This is a genomic window from Gemmatimonadota bacterium (assembly GCA_026706845.1).
GTDB lineage: Bacteria > Latescibacterota > UBA2968 > UBA2968 > UBA2968 > VXRD01.
In genome coordinates this window covers 21,895-44,329 of the sequence record JAPOXY010000085.1, presented here as the reverse complement: position 1 = coordinate 44,329, position 22,435 = coordinate 21,895, and the positions used below count along the sequence as shown (strand labels likewise).

The 22,435-nt window shown below is 50.8% G+C and carries 14 protein-coding genes; 13 read left to right on the top strand and 1 reads right to left on the bottom strand.

Annotated elements, in window-relative coordinates; translation table 11 throughout:
- Positions 1–187 precede the first annotated feature (187 nt).
- The 7 genes from OXG87_08750 to OXG87_08720 all read left to right on the top strand — a co-directional run bounded on the left by OXG87_08750 (position 188) and on the right by OXG87_08720 (position 12,247).
- Positions 188–907 (top strand): SDR family NAD(P)-dependent oxidoreductase, encoded by a 720-nt coding sequence (locus OXG87_08750; GenBank protein MCY3869633.1) that lies wholly within the window; start codon positions 188–190, stop codon positions 905–907.
- Between the two features lie 29 nt (positions 908–936).
- Positions 937–1,740 (top strand): phytanoyl-CoA dioxygenase family protein, encoded by an 804-nt coding sequence (locus tag OXG87_08745; protein ID MCY3869632.1) that lies wholly within the window; start codon positions 937–939, stop codon positions 1,738–1,740.
- A 104-nt stretch (positions 1,741–1,844) separates the two neighbouring features.
- Entirely contained in the window at positions 1,845–4,943 is a 3,099-nt protein-coding gene (locus tag OXG87_08740; protein MCY3869631.1) for a carboxypeptidase-like regulatory domain-containing protein, read from the top strand.
- Positions 4,944–5,020: 77 nt separating this feature from the next.
- Entirely contained in the window at positions 5,021–7,090 is a 2,070-nt protein-coding gene (locus OXG87_08735; GenBank protein MCY3869630.1) for a hypothetical protein, read from the top strand.
- 12 nt (positions 7,091–7,102) lie between these two features.
- Positions 7,103–8,176: a PorV/PorQ family protein gene (locus OXG87_08730; protein ID MCY3869629.1), complete on the top strand. Its 1,074-nt coding sequence runs from the start codon at positions 7,103–7,105 to the stop codon at positions 8,174–8,176.
- Between the two features lie 100 nt (positions 8,177–8,276).
- The gene (locus OXG87_08725) at positions 8,277–10,241 is read left to right on the top strand and encodes a hypothetical protein (GenBank protein ID MCY3869628.1); all 1,965 of its coding nucleotides are present in this window, start codon (positions 8,277–8,279) and stop codon (positions 10,239–10,241) included.
- 14 nt (positions 10,242–10,255) lie between these two features.
- A complete protein-coding gene (locus tag OXG87_08720) occupies positions 10,256–12,247 on the top strand; it encodes a hypothetical protein (protein MCY3869627.1) in 1,992 nt (663 codons plus the stop codon).
- Positions 12,248–12,548: 301 nt separating this feature from the next.
- Here OXG87_08720 and OXG87_08715 read toward each other — a convergent pair whose 3' ends face one another.
- Positions 12,549–13,706, bottom strand: coding sequence for a sigma-70 family RNA polymerase sigma factor (locus OXG87_08715; protein MCY3869626.1), 1,158 nt, complete (start codon positions 13,704–13,706; stop codon positions 12,549–12,551).
- Positions 13,707–13,969: 263 nt separating this feature from the next.
- Between OXG87_08715 and OXG87_08710 the strand changes: the two genes are divergently transcribed.
- The 6 genes from OXG87_08710 to OXG87_08685 all read left to right on the top strand — a co-directional run bounded on the left by OXG87_08710 (position 13,970) and on the right by OXG87_08685 (position 22,344).
- Positions 13,970–16,408, top strand: a complete 2,439-nt coding sequence (locus OXG87_08710) for an ABC transporter permease (GenBank protein MCY3869625.1) — start codon at positions 13,970–13,972, stop codon at positions 16,406–16,408.
- 51 nt (positions 16,409–16,459) lie between these two features.
- Positions 16,460–17,479, top strand: a complete 1,020-nt coding sequence (locus OXG87_08705; protein MCY3869624.1) for a tetratricopeptide repeat protein — start codon at positions 16,460–16,462, stop codon at positions 17,477–17,479.
- A gap of 63 nt (positions 17,480–17,542) precedes the next feature.
- The gene (locus OXG87_08700) at positions 17,543–18,304 is read left to right on the top strand and encodes a redoxin domain-containing protein (protein ID MCY3869623.1); all 762 of its coding nucleotides are present in this window, start codon (positions 17,543–17,545) and stop codon (positions 18,302–18,304) included.
- Between the two features lie 112 nt (positions 18,305–18,416).
- Positions 18,417–19,220 (top strand): methyltransferase, encoded by an 804-nt coding sequence (locus OXG87_08695; GenBank protein MCY3869622.1) that lies wholly within the window; start codon positions 18,417–18,419, stop codon positions 19,218–19,220.
- A gap of 30 nt (positions 19,221–19,250) precedes the next feature.
- Positions 19,251–19,874, top strand: coding sequence for a class I SAM-dependent methyltransferase (locus OXG87_08690; protein MCY3869621.1), 624 nt, complete (start codon positions 19,251–19,253; stop codon positions 19,872–19,874).
- A 58-nt stretch (positions 19,875–19,932) separates the two neighbouring features.
- A complete protein-coding gene (locus OXG87_08685) occupies positions 19,933–22,344 on the top strand; it encodes an ABC transporter permease (protein ID MCY3869620.1) in 2,412 nt (803 codons plus the stop codon).
- Positions 22,345–22,435 lie beyond the last annotated feature (91 nt).

Here is a 22,435-nt window from a genome sequence, read left to right as displayed (position 1 = left end):
GACAGAGACCACAATGCTGCGATAAACATATTGACGTTGGGGCTACAACGTCAGGTGGCTTGACCGCCAAGAAGCCCAACTGCTCTATCGTTGGGAGTAGTCACAGACCTTATTACTTTATATTTGCTCGTTGCTTTATATATATAATATTATATATTCGAATGAGTCCAACCTGAAGGAGAAGCCCATGCATCACGCGCTGGAGAACAAAGTCGCTATAATTGTGGGAAGCAGTTCGGGAATGGGAAAAGCGACCGCGCGATCTTATGCCCAGGCAGGTGCCAGCGTGGTACTGGCAGCGCGAAGCAAAGACAAATTAGACAACCTATCAGCAGAAATAGGAAACCGCGCAATCGCCTGTCCCACAGACGCGCGGGATGTAGAACAGGTAAACCACTTAATCCAGACGACACTGGATAAATTCGGGCAAATCGATATTCTCGTGTACGCCACGGGAACGAACATCCCGGACCGCAGCCTTGAAGTATTGACCCACGAAACGTGGGAAATGATGATCGGCACAAATCTGACCGGCGCATTCAACTGCACAAAAGCAGTATTGCCCACCATGCGAAAACAGCAATCGGGCCTGATCATCTATCTATCTTCTGGATGCGTACAATCGCCCGATGTCTCCGGCGTATCTTATCAGGCATCCAAACACGGCATGTCTGGCCTGGCGCACGGGACATTCCAGGAAGAACAGGAAAACGGCATTCGCACCACAGTAATCTTCCCCGGATTGTGCGACACGCCCATCGTCTTAAAGCGCCCCGTACCCACGCCCCCAGAAGTCATGGCCAAAGCCTTAAAACCAGAAGACGTAGCCGATGCATGCCTGTATGTGGCGACCACGCCCTCGCGTGCGCGAATACCCGAACTCATTCTCTTACCCGCGGGATTGTAATACCAACCTCAAAACCTCGGGATATTCCCATGTCTATTTCCAAGCCACAAGGCACAGCGCACCTCACACAAGCGCAGGTCGCGCAATTTGTGAATGACGGATTTGTCATCGTCCCGGGACTGGTTGATCCGGGCCGCGTGCGTGCGGGACTAAAAGAATTAAAACACAAAACCGGCATCGTGCCCGATGAGTCAAAAACATGGCCCAAAGACAAAAATGGCATGCATGTAACTCAGGAAGGCATTGCAATTGATCGGACCATGTGTGTCTCGCCCAAATTGAAAGCTATCGTGCGTGAACTCGCCGGACCGGCTGTCACCAATGAGCCGGGATTAAGCCCTATATTGCGATTTCCGCAGCCAGGACCCAAAAAATTTGAACCGGGCGGCGCGCATATCGACGGCACGCGCCAGGGCAATGGCCTCACGGTCTATCCCACCCACTTTCTCCTCCTCGTCATGGCCTACCTCACAGACACAAATGCACACGACGGCGCATTCACCGTATGGCCGGGCAGCCCGCGACAGGTATTTTCGTGGGCTTATACCAACAACATCGACCTCGGGGAAAAATGGCGCACAACCGGCAGCACAGGCGCGCCGGACATCCCCCTCAACGATCCAATCCCCGTCGTCGCACAGGCAGGCGATGTGGCGATATGCCATTATCTAATGGTACACGCATCTTCCGCCAACCGGGGCGACCACGTCCGCGTTGGGTTTCACGGATGGCTGAGGGCAGACCCCGAATACCAATACGTCCCGAAAACGGGACCACCCCAAAAGGACTGGACCCCGTTGGACTGGATATTGAGATCGGACAATTTACCCTGAGAAAGGAGGTCTTCAGGGAATGAGAGTTTATAGATTTTGATGAAAACCAAATCGTCAGGCGGGGAAGTCATCCTCGTCAAAACCACAAACAAAGGAGTTGACACATGAAGCGAATGTGTTTGCTGTGTATCATTTCCCTTTGCCTGGTATCTCAAGCCTTTGCAGGTACCACGGGAAAGGTTGCTGGCGTAATAAAAGACGCCAAATCGGGAGAAGTATTGCCCGGCGCAAACGTCGTCGTGCTTGGCACCCGTCTGGGTGCGACAACAGACGCCGATGGCAATTATTTTATCCTCAACGTCCCCCCTGGTGTGCGGGAAGTACAGGCATCAATGGTGGGTTATGCGAAAGTCACACAGACCGATGTCCGCGTAAAAATTGACCAGACCACAAAACTCAATTTTACATTGAGTGAAGAAACCCTTGAAGCAGCCGAGATACTGGTCATGGCCGAACGCCCCCCCGTAGAACTCGACCTCACGGGGAGCAAGCAGGCGATGACGACGATGGACCTGGAATTGAGTTGGGCTAATTCCGTGGAAGAGGCCGTGGAAACCCAATCTGGAGTGGGGGTTCGGGGAAGTATCCGCGGAGGATATGGCTTCACCGCCGCCTATATTATAGATGGCGTGGATGTGCGGGACGGCAATACCCAATCCAGCTTTGTCGTGACCAATACCGCGGCCATCCAGGAAATGGAAATACTCACTGGTGGATACAACGCGGAATACGGCCGGGCCAACGATGGGATCATCAACATCGTAACGCGATCAGCGCGAGACCGCTGGCACACGACTGCCAAAGCGCGCCTGCGCCCGCGCGGGAAGTACCACTGGGGCCGCAATATTTACAGCGAAGAAAATGTCGAGAACCAGGTAATCACCAAAGAGTTCTTCGATAAAAACGACATGGGAGCCTCCTGGAATAACTACTGGACAGAGCAGGGCCAAAATCCTACACCTGAGTTCAACTGGCAGAAATATCAGGAATTCACAACACCACCGGAAGACATGGGCAATTACGCAGATCTGGACCAGTGGGAGTGGGAAGGCGCTGCTTTCGGTCCCATCTCCTCCAATATGGATCTGTTGCTAAGCGGCAAGTATTTGCGAGGTGTAACCAGGTGGCCGAGCGTTTTCAAATACAGCCCCGAATGGAGTGCGCTCGCCAAATTGAATTACAACCTGACCCAGAACACCAAAATCACGGCATCGTTCAACCACCAGGGCACCGATAACAGCGGTCAGCCCAGATTGTCTTACATGTCGTCCGACGATATGGGTGGTTCAATGGGGAATCTTCCATCGGGTGGAATCCGAACGCCTTTTCAGAGAGAGAAATGGAATTCGAACGGCAACAGCGTAATTACCGGCAATAACTCGCGCGTGCCGCCTCCACAGTATATTCGGACGAATGCGGCAATGTTAAAACTGACGCACGTCTTCAGTCCGCGCACATTTATGGATTTCCGCATTCAGCACTACCGAATGGATTACGACGCGCATTACGAAAACCTGGATACGAATCCCGTCTTATTCCAGGATCAACTTGATCGAACCCCGGTGTTTTTGGAACCCACCTGGTTCCCCACCAGTCCGGTCAGCACTGGCGGACGGCGGTGGCAATGGCCGAGAGATAACGCCAAACTGTTCGCCAATACCTGGCGAACATCAATCAATTTTGATCTGACCAGCCAGGTCAACGAACACAATCTGGTCAAGGCGGGCCTATCATTCGATCCGCAGTATATCGATACCTGGTACGGTGGGCAATTTGGATCGGCTTCACAACCCTTTAACAAGGTGCCAAACAGGGATTATAGCCCCTGGGATTTCACCGCTTATGTGCAGGATCAAATCGAAGCCGAAGGCATGATCGTAAACCTCGGCTTGCGCCTGGACATGTTCAACGCCAACCGGAACGTGAATTACATCCTTTGGGATCCCTACGCGCTGTCGAGTATTACCGATGGCAATATTGCGGGCGGAATTCTGTCCTTTGATCCGGACGGTCCCCATGCCGCCAAGACACCGCTACAGGTCGCGCTTTCACCCCGCGTGGGCATCGCACATCCCATTACCGCGAGCACCGTATTGCACTTTATGTACGGACATTTTAACCAGCGACCTCCCTGGGTAAAAATTGCCGGGAATAAGGCCATCTGGAACCGCGGGGCACCCTCTGATCCGAGCGTTCAACTGCCACCCAACTACGATGCAAATCCCAACGAGGATTACAACTATATCCACTGGTGGGGTACAGGTGGCAACCCGGAGATCGGGTTCGAAAAGATGATCCAGTACGAAGTGGGCTTTGATCAGGATATTGCCGGGGCGCTCGGTCTGGATGTAACCATGTATTACAAAGACGCCAAGGATCTGACAAGGCGAGGTTTCCGACAGGGACGTGAGGAAGAAACCGGCAACAGTTCAACGCTTCAATTCACTTTGTTTATGGATCCCAACAATCCGCAGAAGCAAACGCCTCAGAGTGGGTTTACCAACCGGGGCGCTTTCTCGATGGCGGGAGCACGCCTGGATGCACGCGGTCTGGAACTGGAATTGAGTACCAAGCGCTGGCAAAATGTGCGCCTCCAGCTCAAATACGATCTGTCCTATTCCAGCACGGGTGCCTATGGTCCGACGGCCCTCTATATTCCCATCCAACAACCAGACGGTTCGATCAAGCAACTTGGAAGGGATCGCTATCACGGATCCGGCGAGAACAATCTGGAGTTGTGGAACCCGCACAACACGTTTAAGCTCAATGCATTGCTCAGCACGCCCAACAACTACGGCCCGGTGATGGGGAACTGGTTCTTGAATATGCACTATACCTATGCTTCGGCGCAGCGATACACCTATCATCCGCCCGGCGATACGAGCACCGAACCGCTGAACCGATCGTGGAAACCCTATCACCGCACCAATGCGCGTCTCTCCAAGCGTTTCGAACTGGTGGGTGGAATGAAGGGCGAATTCGCAATAGACATACACAATGTCTTCAACAACAAAATCCTGAAACTGTTCGGCGGACAAGATTTGTTCAACTACATTGAAAAGGGCGAAATGCCCGTGATAAAAGCCTCCTATCTGACGCCAGATGGTGCTTCAGCCGAATGGGTGGAGCCGAATCAGTGGACGATTTACCGTCCAGACCTGAACCCGAGAGAGTTGTTCTTCTCGCTATCGATTGATTATTAGCAAAAATAGCCGGGTGTCGGATGGGCGATACCCGGCCCAAGAGTTCTCAACACTCTCAAATAACAAAGGAGTATTAAATGAATGCAATACGCAGGCTTCTCCCACTCTGGGTGATGTGCCTCGTGCTGATGTTGCCGGAGGTTGTAAATGCTCAGGTGCCCGAAAGCCAACTCGTGGGCAACAACCCAATCGAGTTTACCGCCGGAAGATTGTGGTGGGGCACGAGTACCGCGGCGAATTACGCAGAAACGGCGATTCCCAATGTTCTGTCGTATCCCGGCTATTATCAAGCACCGGATCACATGGACATGATTGCGCCCTGGATCTGGGTCAACAATCAGGGGCGGCGGGTCAAGATCAACTTAACAGAACGGAGCATTGTGTCTTTTGGCGGTGCCGTAACGCCCATGGTCAACAATTACAATTACAATTTTGTGGGACCAGGCGGTACCAACGAGGCCGAGCAATGGGGCGAAGGGGTTTTCCAGACGTTCAAAATGAATCCAGCCAGCCCGGCCGATCCAATGGGAGCAATGCAGATCACCACCAAGACAATGGTGTGGAGTGTGCCTAAATACGACGATTTTGTCATCCACAAGATCAAGATCAAACATGTCGATGACGTACCCTTTGAAGATTTCTACATGTGTTTTCCCGCTCAGGTTCAGTACAACAACGGTCAGCTCGTGAACAACGCCTTCAAGTTCAAGAACGACATGCAATTCGACTGGGATCCGGAACGGAAAATTTTCATATTCTACGACGATGTGCAGTGGCCGACCACTGAAAGCGCGCCCATTTCGTTTAACATATTCGAGCCGCCGGGAGACGTGACCGGCGATGGGGGTGACCCCGGCAATATCACCGAAGCCGGGTCTCTGGACCGCAGACTCTACGAACCAGAAGCCCGGGCGTGGGGCATTCTAAATCTGACTTACAACGGTCAGCCCGAAGAACCCCATTACAATATCCTCGCTGCGGCTGAATCCGCAACACGGACGGGCAACTTCGCGGGCAGGATGAGCGATGCGCGCGTACCAGCGCGCGAATCCGGACGTCTGTGGGCCGGACAAAGCTGGGAACAGGATTTGCTGGCATTTTCACATGATCAGGAACGGGCGAGTTGGATTGACCTCTGGAACGACCCATCCCGTCCCAAAGACGGATCGGTGGATGGCAATCTCTTCGAGCGATCCCCCATGCTGTATTCCTATATTGGTCCCTACAATTTTCAGCCCGGCGATGAAATTGAACTGATCATCCTCTATTGTTTTGGCGAGATGGACCGCAATGTGTCGCAACGCGGCGGATTAGAAGCCGCACAACGATACCAGGCAGAAGGTATTGCTGCGTTGAAGCAAAACTGGGATTCGGCTCTGGAATTGATAGCAAATGATTACAAGCTACCCGCCGATCAGTATCCACCTCCCCTTGTGGGAACCCAGCCATTTGTCGAAGACGGATACCCCAAGCTGGAGGCTGAGCCATTTGCCGACGCCAGTACCGGGACACAGGGTTTCACCCTGGCATGGCAAGCCGTTCCGGACAATTACCAGGACCCGGGCACAGGTGAAAATGACTTTGCCGGATATCGGGTTTACCGATCAGAAATTCACATCACCGGTCCTTGGGAACTGCTTGAGGATATTTCCGCTTCAGAAGCCGCAGCTTATAAGCAGGGCGATAAGATCGTTTATCAAGCCGAGACAGACCCCGGTATCCCCTTTCGCTTTGCGGTGACCTCCTACGATAGGCACGGACTGGAAAGCGGCATAACGGCCTATACGTTTTTTGCTACGGAAGCCCCCAAAGCACCATCAGATGATATGACCCAGATCCGCGTCGTGCCCAATCCCTTCCGCCAGCGAAGCGGGTTGCTGGATGCATCTCAGAACAACCGCCTGGCTTTTGTAAATATCCCGGCCAAATGCACCATCCGGATTTACACGCTTGCGGGCGATTTAATAAAAATTATTGAACACGACGGTTTTGGAGAAACCACCTGGGGCAGTCAAGCAGATGGCAATTATCTCCAAACGGACTTTTCCGAAAGCCCGGCCGCGGGACTTTACATCTATCACGTAACCTCTCACGTCGCGGGACAAGAAGGCCAGTCCCACGTTGGGAAATTCATGATCATTCGATAAGCGGAGGCTATAATGAAACGTTGTACATTTAAATGGACAATAATTCCGATCCTTTTGCTCGTGGTGGGATTTGCAAGCGAGGGGTTCGCGCAGCGGCGGTTCGAGGCAGAGGTAGGCCCAGGCGTCGAGGCTCTGCCCTATAGCCGCGTGGGACGGTCGGGCTGGCAATTTGCCAAATTGCCCTCCTCGGCGCGCATGGCGAGTCTGGGAGGTATTGCAACGGTATTGAGCAAGGCAGACGCCAACGCCGCATTGACCAATCCATCTACTATCTCAGACGTAACAAATATCAGCCTTTCGGGCAGCAGCATGAACTGGATTGCCGACATCACCTATTATTCCGGTGCTGTGGTCAAAAATTTTGACCAGTGGGGTGTTTTCGGCCTCAGTATCAGTACCCTTGATTACGGGGATATGGTGCGCACAGAAAACCAGGAACTATTTGGTCCCGATGGCGAAACACTGGGCCGCACCCAGCCCGTTATAGAAGGCCTGGGCACGTTTTCGGGCGGCGACCTCGCCGTGGGCATCAATTACGCCCGGCGCATCACAGACCGCTTGCAGGTGGGCGGCACGGCGAAATACTTCCAGGAAACCTTAGACGATGCCACCACCGGCAACTGGGCCATTGATATCGGCACGTACTATCACACCGGCATCAAAAGCTTGCGGATTGCCATGCTCGGGCAGAATTTCGGTCCCGATACCGAATTCACCAAATACGACGAACAGATTCAAATACCGCCATCGCAAGTGCGAATGCCCATGGTATTCAAACTCGGTGCGGCTTTTGATCTGGTCGAACAGTCAGAAGATCAGCCCCATCTCCTCACGGTAGCAACCGAGTTTACGCATCCCAATGACGGCGACGAAAAAATGCACATAGCCGCCGAATACGGATTGCGAAACCTGGCCTATATCCGCGGCGGGTACCGCTTCAACTACGACGAAGAGGGCCTCACCGCTGGCGGGGGCCTCAATCTGAAGCGCGATCAATACGGGATCAGCGTGGACTACGCCTATATCGAATTTGGCCGTCTGGGTTCAGTACATGTCGTGACGGTCGGATTTGACTTTGGGAACTAAATTCGCGTTTGCATCCGTCGTACACAGGCGCCTGGCGGAGTACCCTCATCCGTCGGCGCCTATTTTTTTATGAAAAAATCACACGCTCAATGGATTTGTCGTGGCGATTTCCGAACGCACAACTGAGGCACCAGAGACAGTTGCAGAACCCCAGGGCATGACGCTCAGAGCCTTTATTTTGGCGATGATCACAATTGCAGGGGTATGTCTTTTTGCGACTTATTACGGGCGAAATTTGATGAAGAGTTTTTTGCCCGTAACCGCCTTGCTGCCCCTGGTGGTGTGGATCGGGATAAATACCGCGTTGAAACTGGCAGCGCCACGATTTGCCCTATCGCGCAGCGAAGTAGTGACGATTTTTGGGATTGTGTGGATGGTCGCCACTGTGCCCGCAATCGGGTGGGTAGGGTATTTAATCACGGATATTTCGGCACCCGCGGCGTTTTCTTCACCCGAAAACCGATTCTGGGAAGTAGCGGGTCAGTACTTGCCCCGGTGGTTATTTATGGATCGGGGCAGCGAAGTAGTAGAGCGACTATACGTGGGATTGGAACACAGAGACGAGATTCCCTGGGCACACTGGGTCGTTCCGCTGTTCTGGTGGTTTGTGGGGAGTCTATCTCTGGTACTCGCCGGATTTTTTGCCAGCGTGCTATTCTACAAACAGTGGCTCCTGCACGAGCGCCTGTCATTTCCCCTTGCTACAGTACCCCTGGCACTCCTGGAAGAATCCGAGGGAAGCCGGGTTCCCGACGTATTCAAAGACTGGGTTTTCTGGGCCGGGTTTGCGTGTATAGCCGGCGTGATTTTCTGGAATATCACCGGCTATTTTGTCCTGACATTGCCCCGCATCACGATCTACGACCACTGGCTGACCACAGCGGTAGATACGGGACAGTATATTCCCACGATCTATTTGCGCATTCACCCGCTGATGATGGGACTGGCCTATTTGTGCCCGCTGAATATCTTGATGAGTTTCTGGTTTTTTTTCCTCGTCAATGCATTTAAGATGACAGTGATGAACCGCACGGGCTTTACGATCGGGTTGCAGGGCCAGACAGCTACGCCCGAAGAAATTTTGATGCTGGAGGCACACGGCGCACTGGTTTTTCTGGTTATCTGGTCGGTATGGGTGGCCCGAGATCACTTGAAGGAGACACTACACAAGGCTTTTGGAGACCTGCGCTCCCAAGACGATGGGGTACCCGTGTCCTATCGCACGGCCTGGCTGGGATTTTTAAGTACCACGATTTTTTTTACGGGTTTTTTGCTCTCAATGGGCATCAGCCTGCCCTCGGCAATGGTGCAGATGGGCCTTCTATTCGTCATCTACCTCGGCGTAACCAAATTTGCGGCAGCCACGGGCTACGTATTCCTCGCGCCCCAGGGAGAAAAAGGGTGGCAGATTATGAAGGCGCTCTACGGGACATTAAATATTTCGAGCCGGGATTTGACGGGTTTGATAGTGGTGAGCCGAAACGCCCTTGCCGGAGCGCCAGCCCGCATGCTATCTGTGCCGGCAATCCCTCATTTTTTTAAGCTCCTGGGCAATGGGCTGCAGCGCTCATGGACCATCGCAGGTGTGTTGCCCGTCGCCCTCCTGGGGGCATTTGCAGTGGCCTGTGCCGCACAGCTTTATCTGTGCTACATGGAAGGCGGCTTGAATCATGCCTATATGCCCGACTGGCGACACATGGTCAGACAAGTGTCGCTGATTGAAGGAACACAGCCAGCGTATTTCGATCTGGACAAAACCATAGTGTGGCTTTTGGGTATTGCCGAGGCGGGATTATTGACGCTCTTGGGCATGCGGTACGCGGCCTGGCCGATTCACCCGTTCGGTCTGGCTTTTCCAGACAGCCGATTTCGCTACGGATTTGGGATATTCATCGTATGGCTGGCCAAGTCATTGACATTGCGCTTTGGCGGGGTAAGCCTCTACCGGCGATCGCTGCCATTCTGGTACGGTATTGTGGTGGGATATCTGGTGGGAGTGGGAGCTTCAACAATAGTAGATGCGATCTGGTTTCCATTGAACCGACATTTCGTACACGGATGGTAATGTAGGAGGCCCAATTGTCACAAACGCCAAATCGCGTTGAAATTCCAGATACAGAAACAGAGAGCCGGGTGCGCAAAACCGCTGTATTGGCGATGGTAGGCACGCTGGTATTTACGTGCGTGATGTCAACCTATGTAGAATTGAGCACCCGATCCGGTCTCCTGGCAATGTCCAATCTGCCAATGACCGTATTATTGCCCTTCGTATTCTGGCTTTTGGGCAACTCCATATTAAAGCGCTTTTGGCCCCGGTTATCACTATCGGCAACAGAGATGCGGGTGCTATTTTGCCTCTTGTGGGTCGGCGGTTTGTTCGCTGGTTTTAACTGGGCAACGCAATGGGCCGGCATGATGGCCGCACCGCGTTATTTTGCCTCGCCGGAGAATCGCTGGGAAGAACTGTACTTTGACGACTTGCCCAACTGGATGCTGCCATTGAACAGTCCGGGTGTGGTCGATGGCTTCTATCAGGGGCTGTGGTCAGACGTACCCTGGGGCGCGTGGTTGGGACCAATATTCTGGGCGGGATCCATCGCCCTTGCAATCACGGCCATTGGCCTGGGATTGACCGCATTATTTCAAAAACAATGGGCGCAACACGAACGCCTGGTCTATCCCCTCGCCGAAGTCTCCCTGGAACTCACCGAAGGATTTGATCGAAAACCGGGTTGGCCTGCCTTTATGCGAAGCAAGGCATTTTGGGCGGGATTTTTTATCGCAGCAATACCCCTTTTATGGAACATCGGAGAATACTTCATCCCCGATTTTCCCCGCATCTCAATTTTTGACCCCATGTTTGGACGCGGTGGACGGCGCGGCGTCCAGCTATCGCGACACCTCTCACCCTTCGCCTTTTCCTACCGCATTCTACCCACGCTAATGGGATTTACCTTTCTGTGCGATCTGAACATTCTATTCAGCATCTGGTCGATGTTTGTGCTGGGAATGGGCGCGCAGTACGGAATGAACCGCGTGGGATTTACAATCGGGTTAGAAGGCCAGACAGCGGATGGCAGTGCCATTCTCAGTTTGTTCTCAAACGGCGCAATGGCCGGTCTGGCTATTTGGGGCCTGTGGGTGGCGCGAGGACATTTGAGACAGGTCTGGCATCAGGTGCGAAAACCCGTTCAGAGAACGCCATCTGAGACGGTGATTCTATCGCCGCGAGGGACGGTATTGGCGCTGGGATGCGGATTATTGTACATGGCATTCTGGCTATATCAGTCGGGAAATGGCCCAGTGACACTGGTGCTGTGGATGACGGCATTTTGGATCGGCATTTTTGTATCTATGAAATTGCTGGCGGCTGTTGGCTTTGCGTATTTATTTCCCTTTTGGGCAGGTGGAACAACCATACTGGGCGATATGTTTGTAGGCACGCGCAATATGTCAACCGCTACGCTGGTAAGCACGCATATGGTGAACCACCGCTTGCTGGCGGGCTGGCGCGTGCCAACGGCACTGCCCAATATCGATCGGGTAATGGCGGGATCGACAAAAACCAATCGCTTGATCTGGGCGGGTGTACTCCTCGGGGTGATCATCGGCGGCTCTTATACGATCTGGTTGTGTTATACCTGGGGCGGTGCCAGCTTTCATTCCTGGGCACTGGAGGGTTCTGCTCGGGAGCGCTACAACATTATTGCCGGAGAGGTTGCCAATACAGATCGGACTGTTCCAGACACTGAAAAAATCGGCACATACTTATTGGGCACCGCAGGTGCGCTACTATTCGCCGCCCTTCAGTCGCGCATTCCCTGGTGGCCCGTACATCCCATGGGATTGATGGTGATGTATAGCTGGCAGATGCGGATTTATATTTTTAATATTTTTCTTGTCTGGTTAGCCAAATTACTGGTCTTGAAATTCGGAGGGATCTTGCTCTACCGGCGGGTGCGCCCGTGTTGTTATGGATTAATCGTGGGATTTGTATTTGCAATAGGCATTGCATTCCTCGTAGATGTAATCTGGTTTCCAGATCAAGGGCACGGGATTCACGGGTGGTAATTTATTTCAGGAGAGGAAAACCATGTATATAATCTTGCTGATCCTCGCCATAGGCATTCTGGTTGCATTGCAAGTAATCGGATACATAAAATGGCGAAAAGGTCAAATATCTTTACGTCGTTTTATAGGTCCTCTTGGAGTTTTTATAGTGATACTTGTACCTGCATTATCCTTACCTTCAAATTGGACCCTGGGAATACTCGTAGCAGCGGCAATCATATTTGGAATCGCCACATTTAGAGACAAGCGCACTCAGGGCTAAGGAGACCGATCATCCGGTCTCCTTTTTTTATTGAAGGATTCAATGCAAAAGACGGAATCGGAGATCTCGAAAAGCCGTTTTGCATTCCCACACATTCAGCGCAATCGGTCCAGATTGATAGCTAAAATCGGTCACCTGATTGACCAACTTGCCATCAATATATGAAGTAAGAGACGCGCCCCGGGCGGCGATTTGCACATCGTATTCCTGTCCGCGCTCAATGGGATAATTGACCACACTGAGCTTTGTTAGCCCCTCGGGAGTAACCTTGCTAATGGCGACAGCCCGCCAGCCCAATAAGAAATCCAGCAAATACCAGCACCGTTCGTCTTCGGACATTCGAAAGAAAACCTGAGCATTGCCGCCAGAAATGGGCGTAATGAGAAGCGACAGTTCATAACTTCCCCAGGAAGAATCACCTATAATAAGCGGAGAGTCGTTGTCACTTGAGGGTCCTGCTTCACCGACGATACCATCGTCCGTGCGCGTCCAAACGCGATGCAAAGACGCTTCGGTATGTCCCTTTGCGGGTCGCCAATCTGCCAATCCATCGCTCTGGATCAATTTTTGCCAGTGGATAACCCCTCTCATTCCACCAATAACTCTGCGTCCGTAATCTTCCTGATTTTCATGATCTACAAGTGTTCCATTTCCCATGACTAAAAGCCTCCTTTTCAGTTGTTTTCGCGATCTGTGTAACCGACTCTTGACAGTACCCACCGGAATACCGAGGATACTGGCAATCTGACTCTGATGTAATCCGACCAGATAAAACAGCGTAGTGACCATCCGATCCGCCGGAGAGAGCAATTTGAAAGCCCGCTTCAGAGCAGATAAGTACTGTAACTCCACCACTTTCTCAGGATGCAAAAAATCGAGCTGTTGATATTCCTGCACCCTTGATAATCCCCGTGCCTCAAGGGTTCGCTTTCTCACCCATTTGAGAGCCACGTTGCGCGCAATTGTATAAAGCCAGGATGAGAACTTGCCAACATCATCGAGCTGGTTGAGATTCCGATAGGCAAGAATAAATGTCTCTTGCGTGGCATCTTCGGTATCATCAGCATCTTGCAGCACAGCCCGTATAACCCCAAACACCAGAGATCGGTGCTGGTTAATCAGATCGGCAAATGCTCTCTCATCGCCACCACAGGCTTTATCGACCAGAGTCTTGTCGCCCGGTAATGAATCATTCATCAGAGGTACCCCAATTCGCGCGTTCATATAATAGATTCAGTTTTTGGCATACGGTTCACGAATTTTTCACAGCTTAAGTGCGGTGACCAGGTGTTCATTTTCGGACACCACTGTATCAAAATCGGACACTTTATAAGACGTCAAATTCAGGTGATTTTTGTAACCTGTTGTTATATCAGCATTTGACTTTTCCGGCACAATTTTTGCTTCATAATCGTATAACCCGTTGTACTTTTACCTCGCAATAGAGACGGAGGCCCGATATGCTCTGGAATTACCTCACCGTTGGAATCAGAAATCTGCGCCGGCACGCCTTCTATTCAATTCTGAATATCCTCGGATTGGCTGTGGGTATTGCGTGTATGTTGCTGGCGGTATTGTATGTGGGTTATCAGTTTCGTTTTGACCAGCACCACGAAAAGAGCGACCGCATTTACAGAGTCATCCGAAAAATCAAGGATGTCAGCGGCGAGCGCTACGACCTGGGGACAAAGCCCGTCGCTCCGCATCTGCGCGACAAATTCCCCGAAGTTGAGGCAGTGACACGGATGCTCGTCAGAGGCATGTGGGCATCTAACGAGGAGCACGGTTTCAATACGCGCGTGTGCATAACCGATGCGGAGATATTCGATGTTTTTACCCTACCAATGGTAGTCGGCGATCCCAAAACCGGACTCAACGATCCCCATACCGCGTTTCTCTCCCAGACATTGGCGCACAAGCTATTCGGCAATGAGGACCCGATAGGCAAAACTGTCAATATTAACTACAAGTGGTTTAAGGGCGATTTCACAATTACCGGTATCCTGAAAGACCAACCAAAGACATCAAATGACAAGCTACAGTTCGACTTTCTGACCACCACATATCCACAACCATCGGAACAATATCCGGAAAACCGATGGCGACAGCAGGTATGGGATGGGTGGCCCTCGACCTGGTTCATCGGACCGTTGCGGACTTATGTACTGGTGCGTCAGGGAGCCGATGTTGCTGAACTACAAAAAAAACTACACGCTTTTGCAGCCGATCACCAGCTTGCCGGTCCTGAACGCTATGATTTCTATTTACAACCACTCGACCGCATCCACCTGTACTCGATTCAGGATTACGGCACAGCGGAGATCAATGCCGGGGATATCACGCGCTGCTATACGCTGCTATTCATTGGACTGCTCGTGCTATTGATCGCCTGCATCAATTACATCAACCTGGTAACGGCGCGGTCAGCCAATCGGCTGCGCGAAGTTGGCCTGCGCAAGGTCGTGGGTGCGACACGGCTGCAATTGATGGGTCAATTTTTGGGCGAGTCCCTGCTCATCGTCTTATTAGCAGGCGTGCTGGCGGTATTATTTGCCTCCGACGCACTGCCCTTCTTTAATGAATTCATGGACGTTGATCTGCATTTGACCGACGCGGGTTCAGTATTCGTCTTGGCGCTCTCGTTATGCGTACTGTTGGGCACGGGCCTGCTCGCCGGGAGCTATCCGTCATTTGTCTTGTCTGCATTCGAGCCGATTCGCGCGTTAAGAGGCTCGCTGCGGTCTCAGCGCAGGAGTATGAATCAGATAATGGTTGTGCTACAGTTCGGTGTATCCGTAGTCTTAATCATCACGACGCTGGTGGTGTATAGTCAGCTCTCATTCGTGCGCACCAAAGAACTGGGATTCAAAAAAGAACACACCGTCATTCTGCCGGTCTTTTTGCGAGATCGCGGACTGCGACCACAGGCGCAAACAATCCTCAGTGAATTGCACACACAACCGGGAGTGTTGAAGGCGTCGGCATTTCACATGACGCCTGGACAGATCGGTCCGGACAGACTCATTTTGCGCGCCGAAGGGCATGGTGATACGACATTCAAGCTTTATTGGAACGGCATTGATGACAATTATCTCGATCTGTTTGGATTATCCATTGCATCGGGCAGGAGCCTTGTTGGTATGCCGCCTGGCTTCCGCAAAATCGACGAAAACAAATGGGAAAGTTCCGCATTGATCAATGAAACAGTCGCACGGGAACTCGGATGGGACGATCCTGTGGGCAAGTCCTTTTTTTATACAGATGGCCCGTTTCAGATACATGTAATCGGCGTGGTTAAGGATTACCACAACCAGTCGCTGCACCACGGCATTGCACCCATGATATTGCAAAACTCCACCAGTTTGAACCGAATCGCCGTGCGCCTGGCACCCGGCGACCTGAAAGCGCAACTCGCCGCGCTGGAAAGCGTGTGGAAGCAGTTTTTGCCGGACCGGCCTTTTGAGTATCAATTTTTCAACGAAGTGCTCGATGCGTATTACCAGTCGGAGATAACCCTGCAAAAGGTGTGCGGGGTTTTTGCCGCGCTGTCCATCTTTATAAGCTGTTTGGGAATGCTCGGATTGATCGCATTTGCCACACAACAGCGCACCAAAGAGATCGGCATTCGCAAAGTACTCGGCGCTACGGAAGGAAATATCATCCTATTGCTAACCCGCAATTTCCTGTGGCTAACTATCATAGCCAACGTAATCGGATGGCCAGTGGCGTACTATCTCATGTCCACCTGGCTCAATGATTTCGCCTACCGTATCAACCTGGAGCCATTCATGTTCATTGCAACAGGGCTATTGACACTGGGAATTGTGCTCATCACCGTGGGCGGACAAGCCTGGCGTGCGGCCTGCGCCAATCCAGTTGACGCACTGCGAGATGAGTAGCGAACGCATTCTTTTCATCCACATGCTCGACTCAAAAAAGGAGATGATAAAATGTATAAAGCGATCAACATATTTGTTTTTCTTCTGGTCTTTGCATCATTGAATACCGCATTTGCTACTGAGTCAGCGGAAATGGTTTTTAATCAAGGGATCGATTATCTTTACGAAGGCGAATGGGAAAAAGCTGGCAAATCATTCAAAAAGGCCATCGAATTAGATCCTAATTTTCAAAAACCCCATGAATATTACCAGAATGTCGAGTTCTTTTTCTTTGAGAGAAAGGAAGAAATACGCACCGAATACAGAGAACGGATCAAAAAAGACCCCCAAAATGCTGTTCTATATGTTCTCTTAGCTCGTATTCTTGATCGGAATTCTGAAGAAAGAATTGAACTGCTGGAGCAAGCAATAGCTGTAGATTCGACCTTTACGCCCGCTTATACTCAGTTGCGCTTTGCATACCACCAAAATTATGAAAAAGCTCAAGATATCCTTTCAAAGGGATTAAAAATCCAGCCCCATTCAATCGAATTGCTTGATGCACAAGCAGGGTTGTTTGCATCTATGGGAAAATCTGAACGCGCACAAGACCTGTATCGCGAAATCATCACTTCATATCCAGATTCAATCGACGCCTGCTGGGCTTATCGCGCACTTGCGGAGTCAGAAGAAAACGACGAAAAAAGAATAGAATTGCTGGAAAAGACGATGACTTTAATGGAACAAACGGATTACGCCATTTCTGATGTGTATGTGTATTTGTATCGCGATTATGAAAAAACAAATCCTCAAAAAGCTGTAGCCCTGGCCCAAAAAGTAACACAAATTCGCCCTCCTTTTTATGATCGCCGAGCACCATTCGAAGCATACCAATTTCTCTATCGCTACTGGATCAAATCGGATACAACCAAAGCAATAGATGTAACAGTCCAAGCTTTGAACTCAGGTTCAAGACACTATGAAATCTATGCATATCTGGGCTATCAACTCATTGAAATAAAAAGAGAGATTCCATTAGCAATCCAGTTGCTTAACAGGGCTAAAAAATTCAATGGTCCAAGCCAGTTGTGAGGACGTACTCACGGAGGTATTTCCCCGCGCAGCCAAAGCGAATATTCAAAGACCTCTGAAGAGTTGGACGCGTATTATGAAAGTTTGCTTGGGCGTGCCAAATTTGTCAAAAAAGACTACACGGAAGCGATTCAGCATTTGTCATCAGCAATAGGCAAAATGGGTGATTCCGCTTTAGATGCTGAAGGCTATTTCTGGTTGGGCAGAACATACGAAAAGATAGAAAAATGGGATGATGCAATGGTCGCATACGCAAATAGTTTGGCAGAAAGAGAAGATAAGAATGTGCGTAAGTTTGCCGAGCGTCTGGGAAGCCAAATTACCGGGCTAAAAACATCTGTTCCTGAAAAAAAAGTCGTCACTATTGATGAACTAATCTCGGAAGCACAGATCAAAAAAAGTATTCCTGCACCGGATTTCCAGGCGGAGACCCTTGAGGGGGAAAAGGTCTCTTTGTCAGACTATCAAGGCAAAGTTCTAATACTTGACTTTTGGGCTACGTGGTGTGGACCCTGTTTAGCAGAATTGCCATATTTTCAAGAGTTAGTGAATCTCTACAAGAACGACCCATCCGTTGCTTTTCTCACAATTAGTCAGGATCGATCCAAAGATGTCGCCCGAAAATTCATTGAGCAAAAGGGTTACACATTTCCCGTTATTTTTGATACGGGTATCGGCCAACTTTTCGAAGTTGAAGGCATTCCCCTCTTAATAGTTATTGATAAAGAAGGAAACATACGATACAAGCATTTTGGATTTGACCCCAACAATGTTGACTTCGTCCAACTGATGAAGAAAGAGATACAGATCGTCCTGATGAAATAATCCGGTCGCTTATTGATGCAATACAGAGACTTGAGACAGAGCCTTCTCTTTCTTCACATTATGGCAGTGATCAAGAGACCTTGATTACTTTCCCTTACAGAAAGAAGCCCCGATGAAACACTCGTCACACCAGACCACTCTAAGAGATGACGCGACGTATGGACTTGGAGAAATCACGCTTCAGCATCCACCCGAAACGTCTCCTATTACCCCAGCCACTCGTATCTCAATTGAGGCAATCGGTGTACACAAACACCTGCTTCACGGTATTGGAATCGATTGGGGATGTGGCGGCGGATGTCTCTCCATCGCTGCCAGTCGAATTCCCGAAGTGAACCGCATAGTTGGATTCGACATCTCTGAAGAAGACGTGGCGACAGCCAGCGAGAACGCGCGATTGAACAGGGTCGAAGCCAAAACCAAATTCATGCGCTCTGACTCCTTCGAGCCATTTTCCGACACGGACCGACGTGAACTGGAAAGCCTGAAAGGAAAAGTGAATTTTATCCTGGCCAACCCACCATCCAGCGAGAACGATGACGGATTCGAATACAGAAGAATCGTTCTGCGCGGTGCCAGAGAATTCCTGGTAAGCGGGGGTTGTGTATTCCTCAGCATCTCCTATCAGTACGGCATGCCGCGGATTACCAACCTGGAGAAAGACGTCCCGGGATTCCATCACGAAGGCGTTCTGGCGACCACGGATTGTGTTCCATTTGATCTTGCGCGACCAGACCTGATGCACTGTTTGGAATCATACGCGCTTGAAGAAGACAGAGGTGGACTCGAATACACCTTTTGCAACCCATTGCAACCATCTGAAAGCCTGGACGCTCGAGCCTCTTTGAAGCTGTTCAATCAAACGCAACAAAGCCCCTTATCGAGATGGCAAACCCATCTATTCAGGTATTCCTGATTCACCTTTTATCACAAGGAATAAACACTAATGAACAGTAAGGACTACTTTGATCGCGTTGCTCAGGACTGGGACGAAATGCGCGAAAGTTTCTTCTCCGATGAAGTCAGGGAAGAAGCACTTTCTACCGCTGCTGTCCAAAAAGGCAAAACTGCCGCTGACATCGGCGCGGGCACAGGCTTTATCTCCGAAGGTCTGATACAGAAGGGACTTCAGGTCATTGCAGTTGACCAGTCTGAAGCAATTTTAAAAGAAATGAAGAGAAAATTTGCGGACATTGAGACGATTGACTATCGCGTTGGACAAGCCCAAAACTTGCCCATACCCAATGCAACAGTTGATTATGCTTTTGCCAACATGTATCTCCACCATGTTGAATCCCCGTCAGAAGCAATCGCAGAAATGGTCCGAATCCTGAAGCCTGCCGGTAAACTGGTAATCACGGACCTGGACGAACACGAATTCGACTTCTTGCGAGAAGAACACCACGACCGCTGGATGGGTTTCAAAAGAGCAGATATCGCAGAATGGTTTCAGAGCGCGGGACTGAGAGACATATATATTGACAGCATCGGTACGTGTTGCGAAGCGCAGTCGAGTTGTGGCAGCGAGTTTGCCAGCATCGGTATATTCATAGCTTCGGGTGGAAAATAATTATTGGCTATTAGAGCGTTAAAAAAGCAATGTTCTCACAATTCAGAATGAGGCCAAAATGATTTTGAGTTATCTCCGCACATCTTTCCGCAATCTTTTTCGACACCGCCTTTACACGCTCGTCAACATCCTTGGTCTTGCCGTGGGGATGGCAGCTTGTATCCTCGTCGGTCTGTTCTTGCAGCACGAGTTCAGCTATGACGCCTATCATCGGGACATAGACCGTATTCATCGCGTAATGCGATTTGTACACCCATCAGGTGGCGGCCTGCCATACTATCCATTCGGCACTCAATATCGGGCTGGCTCCACACTTGTCGATGAATTGCCCGAAATTGAGGATATGACCCACTTCATCACGCGGCCCATGTGGGCTGGTCTTGAAGATCGCGGCTTTGATGTGCGCGGTACTGTGGCCGACTCCAATTTCCTGCGCTTTTTCACCTTCCCATTAATTGACGGAAGCCAGCCACCCGAATTAACACCTGGATCCGTCTATATCACAGAAAGTTTTGCACAAAAGCTCTTTGGCACCACTGAAGTTATCGGGCGAACGCTCAAGATTTACTACAAGTGGGTGGAAGGCGACTTCTACATCGGTGGTATTCTCCGAGACCAGCCGGCTGCTACATCGGGTGAGTTTGTGTTTGACCTGTTAATCACTTATGAAGGAACCTCAGGACCCGGAAGTCCACCATGGAGAAGGCAGTGGTATCCCGCAACAAAATTCCTTGTTCTGAAAACCTTTGTTCGGCTCGCGCCCGATGCCTCTCTATCATCTCTTCGTTCCAAACTCCATGATTTTGCACGCCGTCATCTGGGCAATGGCGCAGACCCGCGTGACACCTACGACCTTATGCCCTTGCGTCATCAGCATTTGTATGCCCGACGCGATTTCCAATTACAGATGGATGTGTTGGACCAACAGGACGGTCTTGTGCAGGGGGACATCAACCGCTGCTATACTTTTGGCCTTATAGGAGCAATCATTTTGGCACTGGCATGTGTCAATTTCGTAAACCTTTCCACAGCACGGGGAGCGAACCGCGCCCTGGAAGTTGGTGTGCGCAAGGCCGTGGGATCCACACGCGCCCAGCTTGTCGTCCAGTTTCTCGGAGAGACAATTCTCCTCGCCGGGATATCGGCTATTTTGGCACTTGCCATTGTCGAGCTTACCCTTCCCACAGTCAACAACCTGCTAATTTCTTCTTTACAAATAAACATCTGGTCTGTCGTCGGTGCTGCATTGCTCGCACTTTTTGTCGGTCTAACTGCCGGTATCTACCCAGCGGTGTTCTTATCATCTTTTGCTGCTGTACAAGTTCTAAAGGGATCAGGACAGAAGATCGGCGGACGGTCCCAACTCCGACGGAGTCTGGTCATTTTCCAATTTGCCATTTCGGTAGCCCTCGTCATCGGTACCCTCATTGCCTGGCAGCAAACAAACTATATTCGCACACGCGACCTCGGGTTTGCAAAAGAGGGCTTAATTACAATGCCCCTGATTAAAGAAGACCGACGCTTACGCAAGCACTTTGAAAGCATTCGAGACCGTTTTGAAGCAAGTCCCGACGTTCTGGGCGCGACCGTTTCTCTGGCTCCGCCCGGTTATGAAAATAATACTGACCGCTGGTTGGTCAGACGGCTGGACCACGCAGATTCTGTGAATGTCCACTACCTGTCGGTGGATCACAAATTTACCGAGGTCTATGGCATCCCCATCCTCGAAGGCAGACCATTGACCCTAACTGACAAGGATCAATTAAACTTACTCCTGAACGAAACAGCCGCTCAGGCACTGGGCGGCGCAAAACCGGGTACCGTCCTGCGCGTTTGGGGTAGGGATTTCATTGTCATCGGTATTTTCAAAGACTTTCACAACAGCAGTCTGCACAATCCCGTGCGACCCCTGATGCTTGTATATCGACCCGAGTACGATTATGTCACCGTGAAAGTGCGTATGGACAACCTGCCCAAAACACTGGACTTTCTCGCATCAGTCTGGAAGGACTTTGTACCGGCTCACGCCTTCAAATTCCTCTTTGTCGATGATTTTTTAAACAACTTCTACCGCGGCGAAATGCGTACTCAGACGGCCTTCACTTATCTTTCGGGCCTGGCCATTTTTGTCGCCTGTCTGGGGCTTTTGGGCCTGATTGCCTACACCACAGAAGTTCGCACCAAAGAAATCGGCGTTCGCAAAGTCCTTGGAGCATCGTCTGGCGATATTCTAACTCTCCTCCTGAAGGAATTTGCAGTGCTCATCATCATCGCAAGTCTGCTGGCATGGCCTGCCGCATATCTCTTCACCCGGTCCTGGCTGGACCGTTTTGCCTACCGAATTGATCTGGATCCAGGCGTTTTTCTCGCCGGAAGCCTGCTGGTGCTTGTGATCGCATTCTGCACCATCAGCTTTCAAGCCATCCGCGCTGCACGCGCCAATCCAGTTGATGCGCTGCGTTATGAGTGACCGGAGAGGCAAGACGAAGGCATTCTCAGTTTCCAATTACAGACGAAAGTAGTCTGGGGAAAGCCACTGGCATAAGACTTCCGGAGATCGC

Bases quoted from the DNA above. Each gene is read 5' to 3' on its own strand.
- OXG87_08715 (MCY3869626.1), bottom strand. From the start codon at position 13,706: ATGAATGATTCATTACCGGGCGACAAGACTCTGGTCGATAAAGCCTGT.
- OXG87_08745 (MCY3869632.1), top strand. From the start codon at position 937: ATGTCTATTTCCAAGCCACAAGGCACAGCGCACCTCACACAAGCGCAG.
- OXG87_08730 (MCY3869629.1), top strand. From the start codon at position 7,103: ATGAAACGTTGTACATTTAAATGGACAATAATTCCGATCCTTTTGCTC.
- OXG87_08735 (MCY3869630.1), top strand. From the start codon at position 5,021: ATGAATGCAATACGCAGGCTTCTCCCACTCTGGGTGATGTGCCTCGTG.
- OXG87_08685 (MCY3869620.1), top strand. From the start codon at position 19,933: ATGATTTTGAGTTATCTCCGCACATCTTTCCGCAATCTTTTTCGACAC.
- OXG87_08690 (MCY3869621.1), top strand. From the start codon at position 19,251: ATGAACAGTAAGGACTACTTTGATCGCGTTGCTCAGGACTGGGACGAA.
- OXG87_08695 (MCY3869622.1), top strand. From the start codon at position 18,417: ATGAAACACTCGTCACACCAGACCACTCTAAGAGATGACGCGACGTAT.
- OXG87_08750 (MCY3869633.1), top strand. From the start codon at position 188: ATGCATCACGCGCTGGAGAACAAAGTCGCTATAATTGTGGGAAGCAGT.
- OXG87_08740 (MCY3869631.1), top strand. From the start codon at position 1,845: ATGAAGCGAATGTGTTTGCTGTGTATCATTTCCCTTTGCCTGGTATCT.
- OXG87_08710 (MCY3869625.1), top strand. From the start codon at position 13,970: ATGCTCTGGAATTACCTCACCGTTGGAATCAGAAATCTGCGCCGGCAC.
- OXG87_08705 (MCY3869624.1), top strand. From the start codon at position 16,460: ATGTATAAAGCGATCAACATATTTGTTTTTCTTCTGGTCTTTGCATCA.